This is a genomic window from Luteitalea sp. TBR-22, from assembly GCF_016865485.1.
GTDB lineage: Bacteria > Acidobacteriota > Vicinamibacteria > Vicinamibacterales > Vicinamibacteraceae > Luteitalea.
In genome coordinates, this window is sequence record NZ_AP024452.1 from 5573409 (window position 1) to 5589856 (window position 16448).

A 16448-nucleotide genomic window follows, 5' to 3' on the forward strand; every position below is an offset into this window, starting at 1 on the left:
GCCTGGCGTCAATCAAGCTGAGCAGCGCAGACATCGACTTCACCTGCCCCGTCAGCAGCGCGTACGCCAGCCACGCCAGGTCGAGATGACTCCAATCCTCGCGCATCGACGGACGTCCGCCGTCAGCCATGGCTCGTGGGCTCCGGTGCCTCCGGCAGGATGGGGTCGAGTCGCGCGCGGAACCAGTCGACGCGGCGCGTCATCGCCATGACGACCGCCAGCATCACGAAGAGCCCGGACGCGCCCGCCAGGAGCGCGAGGTCCTCGAGCCGCAACAGCAGGTAGAGGTAGCCGTACAGCACGCAGAGCGCGGCGCCCATCGAGAGCCCGGCGCGCCACGCACGCAGGACGCCGCTCCAGTACCAGGACAGCAACAGCACGGTCGAGGCGGACGCGATGAGATAGGCGCGCCCGAAGGCGAGGTGCTCGGCCAGCGACACGAGAAGCAGGTAGAAGAGGCACAACCCGAAGCCGATGAACAGGTACTGCACCGGGTGCACCAACCCCCGGCTGGTGACCTCGCGGATGAACGCCACGGCAAGCGTGAGCACGATGAACAGCGCCCCGTACTTCACGGCACGCTCGGCCTGCTGGTAGACGTCCACCGGCTGCACGAGGTCGACGCCGATCGCCGATGCCTCGGCACGCGCCCGACGCGAGCGATCATCGTCCTGGCCACGCACCCACGCGGCCGGGAATCCCCTCGCGAACCAGCCCGACTGCCAGCGCGCCTCGAAGCCGTCGCGCCCCACCTCGTGCGATACCGGAAGCTGCCCGCCCGAGAAGCCCGGGTGCGGCCACGACGACGACAGGCGCAGCGTCGTCTCGTTGCCCACGGGCACGATCGAAAGGGTGCGCGTGCCACGCAGGTCGATGGTCACCTCGAACGTCGACGGCTGCCCCTCGAGAAGGGCCACGCGCCTCGCCCTGACCCCGGTGGCGGCGAGCGCCACGTCGTCGATGCCGGGCACGACGTCGACCGGGCGGCCGTTCCAGGCGAGCCGCAGGCCCGGGGCGATGCCACGCGGGTCGGTGACACCAAGGCTCACGGTGGCATCCTCCCAGGCGACGGCGGCGGCCTCGGGGATGACCGACGTGTCGATCGAGGCGAACCTGCCGCGCAGCACGAGGCGGGCGGTGTAGACGACGGCGGAGAACGGTCCCCGCGCGCGCACCTCGGGGTCGAGGCGCCCACTCGCCTCGAGGGTGGCCGGCAGGACCATGAGCCGGCCGACGCGGACGACGTCGCGGGGGAGGCGGTCGACCTCGCGCGCCTCGCGGACCACGAAACGGTACGGCACCGACAGGATCGGCCCCACGAGCACCTGCCGATCGCCCCAGGTGCGGCTGATGTCCGCGGCGACCTCGTCGCGGCGGACCGTGCGCTCCACGATGATGCCGCGCGTCATCGCCAGCGGCACCATCAGCACGAGCAGCAACGCGCCCATCACGACCATCCTGGCCAGCACCGACCGTTGCAGCATGCGATCTCCTTGCTCACGGCGCGGTGGGACACCGCGCCCTCTCCCTTGTGCTTCCTCCTCGAGCGTCGGCGACGACGATGACCGCGTGAGGGCGGCACCGGGATCTCTCGAGGCAGATCGTGGCCAAAGGAAGGCAGTGGGGCTGGCACCCTGCTGCGCTACAGTCACGGCATGCCCGATCCGGTGCCGGCGTTGGTGGCGGTGGTCGAGGACGAGGACACCATCAGGGAGGCCGTGGGCATCGCCCTGCGCCGCGAGGGTCACCGCGTGGAGATGCACCCGGATGGCGCCTCGGCATGGCGCGCCTTCGATGCCGCGCTACCCGACCTGGCCGTTCTCGACATCGGCCTGCCGCTGATGGACGGCCTCGAGCTGTGCCGGCGGCTGCGGGCGCGGAGCGAGGTGCTGCCGATCATCTTCGTCACGTCGCGAGAGGACGAGTTCGACCGCGTGCTCGGCCTCGAGATCGGTGCCGACGACTACCTCTGCAAGCCGTTCTCGATGCGCGAGCTGATGGCGCGCATCAAGGTGCTGCTGCGTCGCGCCGCGCTCTCGGCCGCCGCCGAGACGCCCGACGCCGACACGATCACCGCCGGCCCGCTCGTGCTCGACGGGCTGCGGCTGGCGGCCCAGTGGCGCGGACGGGCCGTCCCGCTCACCGTCACCGAGTTCATGCTCGTGCAGTTCCTGGCGCGGCGGCCCGGCGTCGTGCGCACGCGCGACCAGTTGATGGATGCCGCATACCCCGATCGCGTGTCGGTGAGCGACAGGACGATCGACAGCCACGTCAAGCGGATCCGCCGCAAGTTCGCCCTCGTCGATCCCGGCTTCGAGGCGATCGAGGCGGTCTACGGCGCCGGCTACCGCTACCGCACGTGATGGACACGCCCGGCTCTGGACGGGAGCTGCGGACGCACCGCACGCTGCGGGCACGGCTCTCGCGCATCGGCATCCGCCTGCTCCTGTTCAACGTACTGGCGGTGGTGATGCCGGTGGCCGGCATCCTCTACCTCGACGTCTACGAACAGGAGCTGCTGCACGAGCAGGAGCGCGCGATGGTGCAGGAGGCGCGCCTGGTCGCCGGTGCCCTCGGCGGTGGCGCCACACTCGACGAGGCCGGTGCGCGGGCCCTGCTGGCCCGCACGATCCCTGGCGATACCCGCGTGCGTGTGTACGACAGGATGGGCCGGCTGGTCGCCGACTCGGCGCGGCTGGCGGCGCGCGTCGAGCCGGCGCGGACCGCCTCCTACGACGCGGTGGTGCCGACCCGCGACTTCTGGCTGTACCGGCTGGGCGCCTGGCTGGCGGGGCTGCGGCAGCGCGCCGGAGCGTGGCTACGCGACATCGCGTCGCCGAGGCCTCCGGCGGGGGCGAGCGCTGGCAACGGCGCAGACGGACGCCTGCCCGAGGTCGACGCGGCGCTGGCCGGGCGCTACGGCGCGGCGACCCGACCGACGCCGGGCCAGCGCTCTCTCACGCTCACCGTGGCGCTGCCAGTGCTCGGGGCGATTGGCGCGGAGGCGCCCGCGACGCGCGTCGGGGCCGTCACGGTGTCGCAGTCCACCTTCCGCGTCCTGCAGGCGCTGTACGCCGTCCGCCTTCACATCTTCCGCATCGTCGTCGGCACGCTGGGACTGTCGGCGCTGCTCAGTGCGCTGCTCACATGGACGATCGTCCGCCCGATCAGGCGGCTGCGGCGATCGGCGCTGTCGCTGGCGCGCGGCGAGCGCGCGATGTCCACCACGTTCCCGGGGACCGAGCGGCGTGACGAGGTGGGCGACCTCGCGAGGGCACTCGAGGAACTGACGCGCCGGCTGCAGTCGCACGTGGCGCTGCTCGAGGCGTTCGCAGGCGACGTGGCGCACGAGGTGCGCAACCCGCTGGCGTCGATCAGGACGGCAGTCGACGTGCTCGCCCAGTCCACCGACCCCGACGAGCGGGCGAGGTTCGCGCAGTTGCTGGCGCGCGACGTCGAGCGACTGGACCGGCTCGTCGTCGGCATGCGGGACCTGGCGCGGGTGGACAGCGCGATCGAGCGCGAGGCGGTGAGGCCGGTCTCGGTGAGCGGCCTGGTGTCCGAGTTCGTGCGCCACCGGGCGCCGGCACAGGCACTGGTGCTCGACGTCGGGCCGGGCGACGCCCTGGTGCGCGCCCAGCCGGAGCGCGTCGCGCAGGTGGTGGAGAACCTCGTGGACAATGCGATCGCGTTCTCGCCGGCACCCGGATCGGTGGTGATCGGCGTACGCGAAGACGGCGGCGCGGTGGTCCTCACGGTGGGCGATCGCGGTCCGGGCATCCCCGAGGAACACCGCGACCGCGTGTTCGAGCGCTTCTTCAGCTATCGCCCGGGCGCCAACACCGGCCGACACGAACACGCCGGCCTCGGCCTCGCCATAGTGAAGGCCATCGTCGACGCCTACGGCGGCAGCATCACCACGCGCGCCCGTGACGGCGGCGGCGGCGCGCTGTTCGAGGTTCGCCTGCCGCGGGCGTGAGGTGCCGGCCTTCGTCATGCGGCCTTCGGCCTTTGCCTCTTCCGCGCCCCTCGCCTCTTCCCTTCTGTCCGAACCCTGAGCCCTGAGCCCTGAAGAAATGCCTTGTGCTACTTTTCTAGCAGTGCTACTTTCCTAGCAGCCATGGCACCGCCGCCGACGCTCGCCCGCCGCGAACGCGAGATTCTCGACATCCTGTACCGACGTGGCCGCGCTACCGCCGCCGAGGTGATGGAGGAGCTCGGCAGCGATCGCTCCTACTCCACCGTGCGAGCGCAACTGCGCGTGCTCGAGCAGAAGGGGCACGTCCGGCACCAGGTGGACGGCACGCGTTACGTGTACCTGCCGGCGGTGCCGCGCCATGCGGCGCGACGATCGGCACTCAGGCACATGGTGGAGACGTTCTTCGACGGATCGCGCGAGCAGGTGGTGGCGGCGCTGCTCGGCGACGCCGCGTCGCTGAGCGACGAGGAACTCGATCGCATCGCGCAGCTCGTGGACAAGGCGCGGGAGGAGGGCCGATGACGACGATCCTGGTGCTCGCGCTGAAGGTGACGCTGGTGCTCGCGGCCGGCCTGATGCTCGCGCGGGCCCTGCGAGGTCGGGCCGCCGCGCTGCGGCACGCCGTGCTGGCCACGACGGTCGTGGCCGCCCTCCTGCTGCCGCTCGTCGCGCTCGTGGCCCCGGCATGGGGCCCGGTGGTGGGACCGCAGGCCTCGTCGGCTGACGAGGGGCGAATCGTCGTGACCACCACCGCCGCGGCGACAGTTGCGGCGCCGGCGCGGGAGCCGACCGCACGACCGGCGCTGCCCGTGATGACGGCCGCGCGCGTGCTCGGGGCCGCCTGGCTCGTCGTGGCGACGCTGGCCCTGGCGCGCCTCGCCCGCGACGTGTGGCGCCTGCGCACGCTGGCGCGGGTCAGCGCGCCGCTCGCCGACGCGCGCTGGATCGCGTCCCTGGAGGCGGCACGCGCCCGCGCGCGGGTCGATGCCCCCGTCGAGTTGCGCGTCGGCCCGGCCCGGGCGCCCGTCGTCACGTGGGGCCTGCGTCGCCCGCGGGTGCTCCTGCCACCCGAGGCGCTCGCCTGGCCGGACGAGCGCGTGCAGCACGTACTCGCGCACGAGCTGGCGCACATCGCCCGCCGAGACTGGGCGCTGCACCTGCTGCTGGCCGCGGCTGGCGCAGTCCACGCGTGGCACCCGCTGATGCGGCGCGCCGTGCGCGATGCGCGTCGCGAGGCCGAGCGCGCCTGTGACGATGCGGTGCTGGCCACCGGCGCGGCAGCCAGTGCCTACGCTTCCACCCTGCTCGACGTCGCCCGAACGAGCCGGCCTCCGGCCGCCGTCGCCACGCTGGCGATGGCCGAACCCACCGCCCTCGAACGGAGAATCGCCGCCATGCTCGACGCCACCCTCGATCACTCGCACGCGCCCCGTCACGCCCGCCTGCTCGGCGCTGGCCTGGTGTGGGCCTTCACTGCCGCCATCGCCGGGCTCTCCGCGCAGGGCACTGGCACCGTCACCGGCACGGTGCTGCCGTCGGGTGGCACGCCACTGGCCGGCGTCACGGTGACGTTCAGCGGCGCCACCACGGTGCAGGCGATCACCGACGGTCAGGGAGCATTCGCTGCGCAACTGCCCGCCGGCACCTATCGCGCCTCGGTCAAGCAGCCCGGCTTCAAGCCGTTCACGGCGCGCGTCGACGTGGCCCCGGGAGACACGGTGAGCCGCGACTTCGCCCTCGCGCTCGGCACGGTGCGGGAGCAGATCACGGTCTCGGCCGCACCGGCGCCACCACCGGCCGGCGCGAGCTTCAGCCGTCCGGCGCCGCCGCAGTCGACCGCCGCGTTCGGCCCGCTCGAGCCGCCACGCAAGCTGAAGGACGTCAAGCCGGTCTATGCCGACGAGGTGAAGGCGGCCGGTGTCGCCGGCCAGGTCGTCCTCGAGGCGCGCATCGGCGCCGACGGCTACGTGACCGACACACGCGTCGTGTCGTCGCCGGACGAGCGATTGACCGCGGCCGCGATCGAGGCCGTCGAACAGTGGAAGTTCGCGCCAACGGTACTGCAGGGCAGGCCGGTGGCCACCGACATGACCGTCACCATCGCGTTCGCGCTGAAGTAGGCGGCGGCAGCGCTATCCCTTGCGCACTGCGGCAGCGACGACGCCCATCGTGTCGCGCTGCCGCTCGTGCACCACGCCCATCGCCCGCTCGACCACGGCGCGGGCCGCCGTCCGATCGGCGGCGATCGCCAGGGCGCGCGTCGCAATCGCCTCGCCCTGCACCTGGTCGATCTCGAACAACCACTCCCCCAGCCCGATGTCGCGCCACATCTGACCCTTGCGCGTGTCGGTCGGCTGGCGCACGTGGATGGCCGGCGTGCCGTTGGCCAGCGCGATGATCGGCGAGTGCATCTCGCAGCTCACCACCAGCGCTGCGCGCGCGTACGTCGAGGCGGCCTCGTCGGTGCGCCAGTACCGATCGCGCACCACCACGGCCTTCTTCACGTCGCCGGGCAACCCGTCGAACAGCAGGGGCCGCAGCAGCGGCACCTGGTAGGTCATCTCCGGGCAGGCCAGCACCTTGCCGTGTCCGCCGCGCACCCAGGCGACGATCACCTCACGGAGCTTGGCGTGATCGGCTGCCGCGAACTGATCGTTCACCTGCAGCCGCCGACGCGGCTCGGCCTCGCCCCGCGCCGCTCCCTCGGTGACCCAGGGGTACGGCGTGTACCGCAGCCGCGGCACGACGCACAGGAACCGCCCGGCCTCGAGGCCATGGCGACGACAGAACGCTTCGGCCGTCTCGTCGTCGCGGATGTCGAGCGCGAAGGTGCCGTCGGGCGCGAACGCCTGCGAGGGCGCACGGAGGGCCAGCGACCGCACGTACTCGAGTGACGACGTCTCGCGCGTGAACACGAAGGCGGCGCCCGACAGCAGGTCCTGCAGCGGCGCGTCGACCGTGTCGAGCGTGACCCCGTACACCCCGTAGGGCGTGCCGAGCGTCCGCGCCAGGCGCAGCGCCGCCGGGGCGACGATGCTGGGGCCCGACCCGTGAATCAGCAGGTCCGCCTCGCGTACCACCGGCTCGAGGGGAGTGCCGGCAGGATCGGCATGCTCGGCGAGTTCGAGCACGCGCACCCGGGGGAACCGCCGGCGCAGCAACTCGCGCACCGGCTCGTCGAGCGTCGAGGCCCAGAGCGTCACCTCGGCCCCGGGCAGGTGCTGCTCCAGCAGGCGCAGCACACCCGGCGTATGCGCGATGTCGCCGATGTTGATCGTCTGCCAGGAGGATCGCAGGACGATACGGCGGGGCCGCGCCTGTCCCCAGGCACTCGGGCGAGCCGCGATCACTGCCGCGGCGGTGGCGAGGAACGAGCGGCGGCTGTTCATGGCCGCCCATGCTACCGCGTGAGCGGGCAGGAGCCCACGGCCGAACGGCTCAGTATCGAGGGCTCAGTATCGAGGGCTCAGGACCCAGGACCAGGCTCAGGGCCCAGGGCGCAGGGCTCAGAGAGCTTTCTGAGCCTTGAGCCGTGAGCCTTGTGCCGTGCGCCGTGACGCAGACGATCGCCCGGGTCAGCCGCGGGCTTCGACCGTGCCGAGCCTGGCCACGACCGTCTGCTCGAGCTGGTGCTCGATGGTCAGCAACTGCCGCCGCTCGGCGTCGGCCGGGAGCCCCGCCGCGATCACCTCGGCGCGCCGCGTCGACGCCCCGGTGGAATGGTCGGCCTCGATGTAGGCCTGCACGATGGCGCCGAAGTCGGCGCCGGTGCGCTCGGCCATCGTCGGCAGGAACGTGATGCCGGCGTGGTTGATCACGTGGTTGATCGCCACCGTCGCGATGATCTCGCGCTTGAGCGGATGCTTGCCGAACGTGTCGGCGTACCGCTCCTGCATCAGCGCCGGGAAGTAGCGGCGCAGCAGGGGCAGGCCGGCCGGCGAGTCCGGGAAGCTCGACGCGAGCACGACGTCGTAGGCGTGCATCTTCGCCTGCCCCAGCACCACGGCGAGCAGGGGGCGTGGCAGGCCCCGCACGCGCAGCGGGCTGGCCAGCAGGCTCTCCCGGCTCGGGATGGCCTGGTCCTCGCGGCTGAAGACGCGGTTGACGATCATCTGCTCGATGACCTCGACGAACGTCTCGTACTCGACGACGCTTCGCACGCTGTCGAGCGTGATGGCGCGCGCCTGGTTCCGGTTGTCGTCGAGCACCAGCTCGGACACGTCGTCGGTCATCTGCTTGAGGACGACGTTGCGCGCCTCCTTGCTGGCGATCACCTTCTCGCGTACCAGGATGTCGAGCAGGATCTTGAGGTTGACCTCGTGGTCGGACATGTCGACGCCGCCCGAGTTGTCGATCGCGTCGGTGTTGCACAGGCCGCCGCGTTCCCAGTACTCGATGCGCGCCTTCTGCGTCATCCCGAGGTTGCCGCCCTCGCCGATGACGCGCGCCTGCACGTCGCGGGCGTCGACGCGCACGCGGTCGTTGGCGCGATCGCCGACCTCGGAGTCGTCCTCGGTGCTCGCCTTCACGTAGGTGCCGATGCCGCCGTTGTAGAGCAGGTCGACCTTCGCCGTCAGCAGCCGGCGGATCATCTCCTCGCCGGTCACCTCGTCCTGCTCGATGCCGAACAGCGCCTTCATCTGCGGCGACACCGGAATCGCCTTGGCCGAGCGGTCGAAGATGCCGCCGCCCTCGCTGATCAGCGACGTGTCGTAGTCGCGCCACGTCGAGCGTGGCAGCTTGAAGAGGCGCTCGCGCTCGGCGAACGTCTTCTCCATGTCGGGATCGGGGTCGACGAAGATGTGCGCGTGGTTGAACGCCGCCACCAGCTTCGTCACGCGGCTGCGCAGCGCGCCGTTGCCGAACACGTCGCCCGACATGTCACCGATGCCGATCATCGTGAACGGCTCGACCTGGATGTCCTGGCCCATGTTGCGGAAGTGGTGCAGCACGCACTCCCAGGCGCCACGCGCGGTGATGCCCTCGACCTTGTGGTCGTAGCCGTTCGATCCGCCCGACGCGAACGCATCGCCCAGCCAGAAGCCGTACTGCGCCGACACGGAGTTGGCCGTGTCGGAGAGGTGCGCCGTGCCCTTGTCGGCGGCGACGACCAGGTACGGATCCGGCTGGTCGTACCGGACGACGTCCGGCGGATGCACGACCTGCCCGTCGACGATGTTGTCGGTGATGTCGAGCAGCCCGGAGATGAACTGGCGGTAGCGATCGATCAGGTACTGGTCGAGCGCCGGCCGCTGCGGCAGCTGGCCCTTGAGCACGAAGCCGCCCTTGGACCCGACGGGCACGATGATCGAGTTCTTGACCATCTGCGTCTTCATCAGGCCGAGGACCTCGGTGCGGAAGTCGTCGTGGCGGTCGCTCCAGCGCAGGCCGCCGCGGGCGACCTTGCCGCCGCGCAGGTGGATGCCCTCGAGGTGCGGCGAGTGCACGTAGATCTCGTACAGCGGGCGCGGCGACACCATGCCGGCCACCTTCGCGCACTCGACCTTCATCGACACCACGGGACGCTCGGGCGTCTGGTACGCGTTGGTGCGCACGACCGCGAGCAGCAGGTTCTCGACGCCGCGCAGGATCTCGTCGTCGAGCAGGCTCCCGACCTGCTGCAGTGCCTTGCGCAGCGCGCCGTCTGCCTGATCGACCGCCGCGTCGCGATCGCCGTCGACGACGGGGTTGAAGCGCGCGTCGAACAGCCGGAACAGGGCCGCGGCGGCGGCGCCGTTGCGGACCATCACGCTCGTGATCGTGTCGGCGTTGTAGTTGGGGCGGATCTGGATCAGGTGGTTGCGCAGCGTGCGCAGCACCTCCACCTGCCGCCACGTCAGCCCCTCGCTGGTGATGAGGCTGTTGAGCGCGTCGTCGGTGGCGCGCTTCTCGTGCAGCGCGCGGAGCGCGTCGAGCAACCGGTCCGGCGCGTTGACCACCGAGGCGATCACCCTGGGCGACGCCTGGATCCGCAGCCGCTCCACGAAGCCGGTGCGGTTCTCGGGCAGGATGAGCGGCAGCGACAGCTCGTCGACGACCGGCAGCCCGAGGTTCTGCAGCGTGCGCAGCGTGGCCGTCAGGCCGAGCGGCTTGGGCGCGAACAGCTTGATGGTGACCTGCTCGGCGTGCTCGGGCAGGACGTTCATCTCGAGCCGACCCTCGAGCGCCTCGAGGCGGGCGAGATCGGCCGGTACCTCCTGCGGGGTCGTGGACTCGCGGTACAGGCCGCTGCGGCTCTCGAGCCGCACGTACTTGTTGAACAGCCGCCGGCCCTCGAGCGTGCCGTATGCCCGCTCGAGCTCGATCGCCGCCTGGTCCTCCCACGTGGTCAGGCCCTGCCGCGTCAGCGTACGCACCGTCTCCACGTCGATCGGCGCTTCCATCTCCGCGGTGTCGAAGTAGAAGACGATCACCGCCTTGGTGCCCAGGTCGGCCCACTCGCTGAACAGGATCGGCCCGAAGGCCTCCTGCAGCGACGCGCGCAGCGTCGCCTCGGCCTTCGGCGAGTACCGCACGTCGGAGAAGCCGACCGTCACCGCCGCATAGCCGGTGCCCTGCCGCACGCCGACGGCGATCTCGTCGTCGCCGACCATGTTGACCATCTGCTCGACGATCGTGCAGAGGTCCTCGCGCCGGGCGTAGAACAGCTCGCGCTTCGGGAAGTGGTTGAAGATGGCGCGCGCCTCGCGCCAGGCGTGCGAGTTCGGCGTGACGTGCAGGCCGTCGAGGATGTAGGTGAGCTTGCCGTCCAGCACCGGGATGTCGGCGGCCTTGCTCGCGAACGCGCTCTTGGCGAAGCGGCCGATGAGCAGCGTCATGCCGGCGAGGGCGCCCTCGGGCGTCCACTCGCGCACGAACACGTCCTCGAGCGGACCGAGGTGGTGGATGGCGCGGCCGTTGACGCAGTAGTCGACGTCGATGGTCCGGGGGTCGTCGGCGGCCGGCGCGAGGTTGCGCGTGATGTCGGCCGGCAGGCCCGGGAACACCGTCTCGAGCAGCGAGGGGTCGCGGAACGCGCCGAGCGCGCTGTCGTCCTGGGGCTGCAGGTCGCCGTCGGCGCCGGGCACGTAGCGCATCACGCCCATCAGCACGAAGTTGTCGTCGACGAGCCATTGCAGGAGCCGCGCGGAGGCCTCCGCGGCCGGGGCGTCGCCGTCGCGCCCGCGCAGGCGACCGGCCGCCGCGCCGACCGCCGCCTTCATCGCCGCGAAGTCGCCGACCGCGAGGAACACGCTCTTGAGGAGGCTGAAGATCTGGTGCTCGAGGCGCCGCATCCGCTCGGTGCGCTCGATGCGCTCGATGCGGAACTGGCAGAACAGCTCCTGCGAGCCCTCCTCGCCGTGCGGGCCGACATGCACCACCCGCTCCCACTGCCGGCGCACCGTCAGGCGCGGGTGGATCGCGGAGAAGACGCGCAGCCCCTCGTTCTTGAAGAAGTTGGTGAGGCTCTCGAAGATGAACGGCGCGTCGGGCGTGTGGGTCTCGACGATCGTCACCTCGTGCGGCCCGCCGTCGTGGCCCGCCATCGCCCGGTCTTCCGCGTCGTCGCAGTTGCGGACCGCCACGTGCAGGCCCGGGAGGCCTCGATACAGCTGCACGTCGGGCGGCATCGTGTGCGCGACGAACCTGAAGTACTCTCCGAGGCGCGCCGCCAGGGCCGCCGCCGGGAGGCGGAACACCACGCTGTCGGGCATCTCGGCCAGCACCACGCCGGCGAAGGCGCGGCGCAGGTCACGGTCGCCCTCGGGCGCCGTGTCGGCGACGATGCGTTGCACCTCATCGAGGATCTGGGCTCGCTTGGTCGGGTCGGCTGTGATCATGACGTTTGCTGATGGCCCCTATAACAATCGCTCATGCTATCGCGCTCCCTGAGGGGAGACAAGCCGGGGTGGGATGCTCGCATCGCGGGGTCGTTATCGATGCGACGCCGCCCCGCCGACGGCGGTCGCGCGCCGCCGTTCTGGGCGCGCTCTGGCTCGTCGCCGTGGCGGGCGCGGTCCCGGCGCGGGCGGCCGGCGTGGCCTGGGAAGCGGCCGTCGATCGGTACCTGGCCGGGGATCGTGCCGGGGCAGGCCAGGTGCTGCTCCAGGCGCCGGCCCGGGAGGTCACGCAAGGGGCCCGCGACGCGTACCAGTCGTGGCGCATCCCGCCAGGGTCCGGCGACGACGTCCGCCGGTTGGTGATCAGGCGGCTCGAGGCGTCGGCGCTGCTGCCCCTCGAGGTGCTGATCGTGTCGGGCCGGTCGATGTCGGCCACCCACGAGACCGCGCTCGAGGACGCCGCGCGCGATGCGATCGACCGGTTGGACCCGTTCGACGAGGGCGAGGAGGCCCGGGCGGTCAGCGTGCGGGCATTCCGTGAGTGGGCGCGCCTGGCGTGGCTGCAGTACCTCGTCGGGGCGAGCCGGTTCCTCGACTTCCAGCGCGAGCAGAAGAACACCCGCCCCCCGGCCGGCGCCGACGGCGTCGCGGCACTCTCACTGCTGCGCGGCGTGGCGATCGAGACCCGGGCCCGGCTCGCCGACGAGGCGCCGTCGGCCTCGGTGGCGATGAGCCAGCGCCGCCTGCCGCCGACCTCGCGCGTCCCCGGCATGCTGATCGCCTTCGAGGAGGCCGGCCGGCACTTCCAGAAGGCCCTCGACGCGCGTCCCGAGGACCGCGAGGCAGTGCTGCACCTCGGACGCCTGGCATTCGAGCGTGAGCGCCACGACGAGGCCGAGCGCGTGCTCGCGCCGCTGCTCGAGCAACCGTGCCGCGACGCGATCTGCGGCCTGGCGCACCTGTTCATGGGCGAGGTCGCCGAGGCGCGCAAGCAACCCGATCGCGCCGCGGGGTTCTACGCGAAGGCATCGGCCGTCGCCGCCGTGCGGCAGACGGCGCTGGTGGCGATGATGCAGTCGTCGATGCGCCGCGGGCAGGCGGGCGGCGCCTACGACCTCACGCGGCAGTTCGCCAGCCCGGCAGCCCTCGCGCCCCGGCAGCCCGCCGACGCGTGGAGCCAGTACATCGGCGGGCGCCTCGCGCAGGCCGACCTCGTGCTCGTCCACCTGCTGACCGGGGTGTTGCCATGAGCCGCAGCACGGGAGCCGTGCATCGCCTCGCGGCGCGAGCCGTGCTCACGGCCCTCGCGGCTGGCGCGGGTGCAGGCGTGGCGCGCGCGCAGGACCAACCGACCTTCCGCGCGTCGGTCGACGTGGTGACCATCGATGCGTACGCGCATCGCGATCGCAAGCCGATCCCCGGTCTGACGGCCCGGGACTTCGTGGTCCGCGACAACGGCGTCGAGCAGCCCGTCGACTCGCTCGGCACGACCGACAGCGCGCACGTCATCATCGGCCTCGACCTGAGCGGCAGCGTCGACGGTCCGACGCTCGAACGGCTCAAGGCGGCCGTGCGCACGCTGGCGGCGCAACTGACCGCGCAGGACCGGGTGTCGTTGTTCACGTTCTCGGACCGGTTGCGCCTGCTGATCCGGGCGGCGACGCCCGGCGGCGACATCGAGACGACACTCGCGCGGTTTGCGGCCGGCGGCGCCACGCCGCTGCAGGACGCGATCGTGCTCGGCGCGGCGCTGTCGCACGCCGACCAGCGGCCGTCCGTGTTCCTGCTGTTCACCGACGGCCAGGACACGACCAGCTGGACCTCCGCCGCACGCGCGCTCGACGTCCTGCGCCGCACCAACGTCGTCGTCTTTCCCGTCGGCGCGGGCCTGCCGGTGGCGATGACGTCGGCGCCGTTTGCCGACGCGCTGACGCGGCAGCCGTGGATGGCCGCGACGCCGGGCGATGGCCTGCGTTTGCTGCAGTCGGCAGCCGAGGTGACCGGCGGCGAGTTCCTGCGCGTGGAGAAGGACGCGAAGCTCTCGGAGACCTTCCAGGGCATCCTCGGGCAGTACCGCCAGCGCTACCTGCTGACCTACACGCCGGCGACGACGGCGCCGGGCTTCCACAAGCTGGAGGTGCGCCTGCGCGGGCGCCCAGGCACCGTCGTGGCGCGAGAGGGATACGTGGCGCGGTAGGGATCGGGAGTCGGGAGTCGGGAGTCGGGACGTCGGGAGTCGGGAGTCGGGAGTCGGGAATCGGGCACCGGGCACCGGGCACCGGGCACCGGGCACCGGAACGTCCAACGCCGAACTCGCCGCGCGCCGCAGGCGCACATCGGCGAGTCCTGAACGCCGCATGACGCATGACGCATGACGAACGAAGGCCGACGGCCGAATGACGAAGGCCGTCTCGCTTCGGCAACGGAGTAGACTGCGGCGCACGGGGACGGCGATGCCTCTCGAGCTCATGCGTCGGCTCTCGCTCATCGTCGCGCTCTCGGCAGCGGCGGTGTGTCCGCAAGCGCCACGCGCACAGGAGTCCACGTTCCGTGCGTCGGTCGATGTCGTGAGGATCGACGCCTTCGCGCACCGCGACCAGCAGCCCGTCACTGGCCTGACCGCTCGGGACTTCGTGGTGCGCGACAACGGCGTCGAGCAACAGGTCGATGCCATCGGCACGACCGACAGCGCTCACGTCGTCGTCGGCCTCGACGTCAGCGCCAGCGTGGACGGCGAGACGCTGGCGCAGCTCAGGGCTGGCGTCGCCGCCGTCCTGGCGACGTTGACGCCGCGCGATCGCGTGTCCGTGTTCACGTTCGCCGACCAGGTGCGGATCCTGGCGCGGGTGGCGCAGCCGCAGGCCGGGCTGGACGCACGCATCGGCGACTTGGCGGCCGCCGGCTCGACCTCGCTGCACGATGCGCTGGTGGTGGGCAGCGTGCTGGCGCGCGCCGACGAGCGCCCCTGCGTGTTCCTGCTGTTCACCGACGGCCACGACACGGGGAGCTGGAGCAGCACGCCGCGTGTCTTCGACATCCTCCGACGCACGAACGTGGTGGTGTTCCCGGTGGGCGCGGGCCTGCCACGCGACGGAGTCCCGACGCGGGAGTCGACCTACTTCTACAAGTGGACGTGGACGGCTCCCGCACCTTCCGACACGCGGCTGCTGCTCGAGCGGGTGGCCGACACGACCGGGGGCGCCTTCCTGCGCATCGGGCGCGGCGACCGACTTGCCGACACCTTCGCACGCATCCTCGCGAGCTACCGGCAGCGTTACCTGATCTCGTACACGCCGACCGGCGTCAGGACCGACGACGGCTGGCACCGCCTGGAGGTCCGCCTGCGGAGCCGCCCCGGCGCCGTCGTGGCGCGCGAGGGCTACATGGCGAGGCAGCCATGATGCACGGCGAAGCGCGCGGGCATCGTCGACTCGGGACCATGGCGGCGGCGTGGCTGGCCGTGTCGGTCGGGCTCGGGCTGACCACACCTGCGGCCCGCATCGGACAGGCGCCGGCCGTCGACCTGACCGCGGCTGTAGACGCATGGCTCGCCGGTGATGAAGCCGGTGTCATCGGCGCGTCGCGCCTGCCCGCCGCGGAGGTGCGCGCCAGGGTCGCGCGCCTGCTGACCGCATGGGGAGCAGGCGATGAGGAGGCACCCGCCTATCCGACCGCGCCCTCGGCAGGCATGGCGCCCGACCGCAGCCTCCATGCGCGCAGGCAGGGGGTTCGCCGCACGCAGGCGCTTGCCTCCCTGGCACTCCAGGTCCTGCTGGAGACGCGCGTGGCGAAGGCGGAAGCGACGGCATGGGAGGAGGTCACACGCGCCGCCGACACCAGGCTCGCGCGGGTCACGCAGGCGCATCTCCAGGAGCCCGCCGATCGGCGGCAGCTGGCGACCTACCGCGGCTGGTGGCTCGTGACGTACCTGCAGTTCCTGCACGAGGCGAGGCGGACCGATTTCGATGCGGTGGTTGGCCGGACGTCGCTCGAAGGCGTCGACGAGGAGATCCGGGCGGAGTTCCACGCCATACGCGGCCTGCGCGCCGAGTACATGTCGCGCCTCGCGCCGTCAGGCAGGCCGGTGCCCGAGGTGGACCTGATCGGCGGCGAACCGGTGAACGCGGCGACGCAGGGCGCACGCGGACGTTGGCTGCGGCGCTGGCTGGGCACGGCCGACGGCCTGTTCGCGGAGGCGGTCAGGCGCGATCCCGCACACGAGGAGGCACGCCTGCACTGGGGACGCGTGGCCCTCGAACGTGACCGTGCCGACGATGCGATTGAGCGGCTGTCGCCGCTGGTGCGGGTACCGTGCGCCGACACGGCGTGCGGCCTGGCCGCGCTGTTCACCGGGGAGGCGCACGAGCAGGCGGGGCGGCTGGCCGAGGCCGACCGCGCGTACGCGCAGGCGTCGAGCGCACCGACCGTGCGCCCGCATGCCCTCATCGCGCTCATGGGGCTCGCCGTACGCCGCGGCGAGTCGTCAGGCACGGCACTCACGCGTCACCTGGAGTCGGGAACGATGGCGCCATCGACGACGACCGCGTGGAACGCCTACCTGAACGGGAAGCGCCTGGATCCCGGTGCCGTGATCATGCGGCTGCGGGCGGCGGTCGTCGGGCCGCCGAAAAATGGCGGATGAAATGCCT

Annotated in this window: 11 protein-coding genes; 8 read left to right on the forward strand and 3 right to left on the reverse strand. The window is 71.9% G+C overall.

What is annotated here, in order from left to right:
* Positions 1-122: 122 nt before the first annotated feature.
* Positions 123-1484: a cell envelope integrity protein CreD gene (creD, locus tag TBR22_RS22965; protein WP_239490172.1), complete on the reverse strand. Its 1362-nt coding sequence runs from the start codon at positions 1482-1484 to the stop codon at positions 123-125.
* Positions 1485-1655: 171 nt separating this feature from the next.
* Here creD and TBR22_RS22970 point away from each other — a divergent pair, with 171 nt between their 5' ends.
* The 4 genes from TBR22_RS22970 (at position 1656) to TBR22_RS22985 (ending at position 6099) form a co-directional block, all read left to right on the forward strand.
* Positions 1656-2363 carry a response regulator transcription factor gene (locus TBR22_RS22970; RefSeq protein WP_239490173.1) on the forward strand — a complete coding sequence of 236 codons (708 nt, stop codon included), beginning with the start codon at positions 1656-1658 and terminating at the stop codon, positions 2361-2363.
* Positions 2363-3979, forward strand: coding sequence for a stimulus-sensing domain-containing protein (locus TBR22_RS22975; protein ID WP_239493519.1), 1617 nt, complete (start codon positions 2363-2365; stop codon positions 3977-3979). Before TBR22_RS22970 ends, TBR22_RS22975 begins: the two co-directional genes overlap by 1 nt.
* Positions 3980-4120: 141 nt before the next feature.
* The gene (locus tag TBR22_RS22980; RefSeq protein WP_239490174.1) at positions 4121-4501 is read left to right on the forward strand and encodes a BlaI/MecI/CopY family transcriptional regulator; all 381 of its coding nucleotides are present in this window, start codon (positions 4121-4123) and stop codon (positions 4499-4501) included.
* A complete protein-coding gene (locus tag TBR22_RS22985) occupies positions 4498-6099 on the forward strand; it encodes a M56 family metallopeptidase (protein ID WP_239490175.1) in 1602 nt (533 codons plus the stop codon). Before TBR22_RS22980 ends, TBR22_RS22985 begins: the two co-directional genes overlap by 4 nt.
* Before the next feature lie 12 nt (positions 6100-6111).
* Here TBR22_RS22985 and TBR22_RS22990 read toward each other — a convergent pair whose 3' ends face one another.
* The gene (locus TBR22_RS22990) at positions 6112-7368 is read right to left on the reverse strand and encodes a polysaccharide pyruvyl transferase family protein (RefSeq protein WP_239490176.1); all 1257 of its coding nucleotides are present in this window, start codon (positions 7366-7368) and stop codon (positions 6112-6114) included.
* A gap of 186 nt (positions 7369-7554) precedes the next feature.
* Positions 7555-11799 (reverse strand): NAD-glutamate dehydrogenase domain-containing protein, encoded by a 4245-nt coding sequence (locus TBR22_RS22995; RefSeq protein WP_239490177.1) that lies wholly within the window; start codon positions 11797-11799, stop codon positions 7555-7557.
* Positions 11800-11963: 164 nt separating this feature from the next.
* Here TBR22_RS22995 and TBR22_RS23000 point away from each other — a divergent pair, with 164 nt between their 5' ends.
* The 4 genes from TBR22_RS23000 (at position 11964) to TBR22_RS23015 (ending at position 16441) form a co-directional block, all read left to right on the forward strand.
* The gene (locus TBR22_RS23000) at positions 11964-13049 is read left to right on the forward strand and encodes a tetratricopeptide repeat protein (protein WP_239490178.1); all 1086 of its coding nucleotides are present in this window, start codon (positions 11964-11966) and stop codon (positions 13047-13049) included.
* Positions 13046-13996, forward strand: a complete 951-nt coding sequence (locus tag TBR22_RS23005; RefSeq protein ID WP_239490179.1) for a VWA domain-containing protein — start codon at positions 13046-13048, stop codon at positions 13994-13996. The genes TBR22_RS23000 and TBR22_RS23005 overlap by 4 nt, the downstream gene beginning before the upstream one ends.
* Before the next feature lie 256 nt (positions 13997-14252).
* On the forward strand, positions 14253-15200 hold the full coding sequence (locus TBR22_RS23010; RefSeq protein ID WP_239490180.1) for a VWA domain-containing protein: 948 nt from the start codon (positions 14253-14255) through the stop codon (positions 15198-15200).
* Positions 15197-16441 (forward strand): hypothetical protein, encoded by a 1245-nt coding sequence (locus TBR22_RS23015; protein ID WP_239490181.1) that lies wholly within the window; start codon positions 15197-15199, stop codon positions 16439-16441. Before TBR22_RS23010 ends, TBR22_RS23015 begins: the two co-directional genes overlap by 4 nt.
* The last annotated feature ends 7 nt before the right edge of the window (positions 16442-16448 follow it).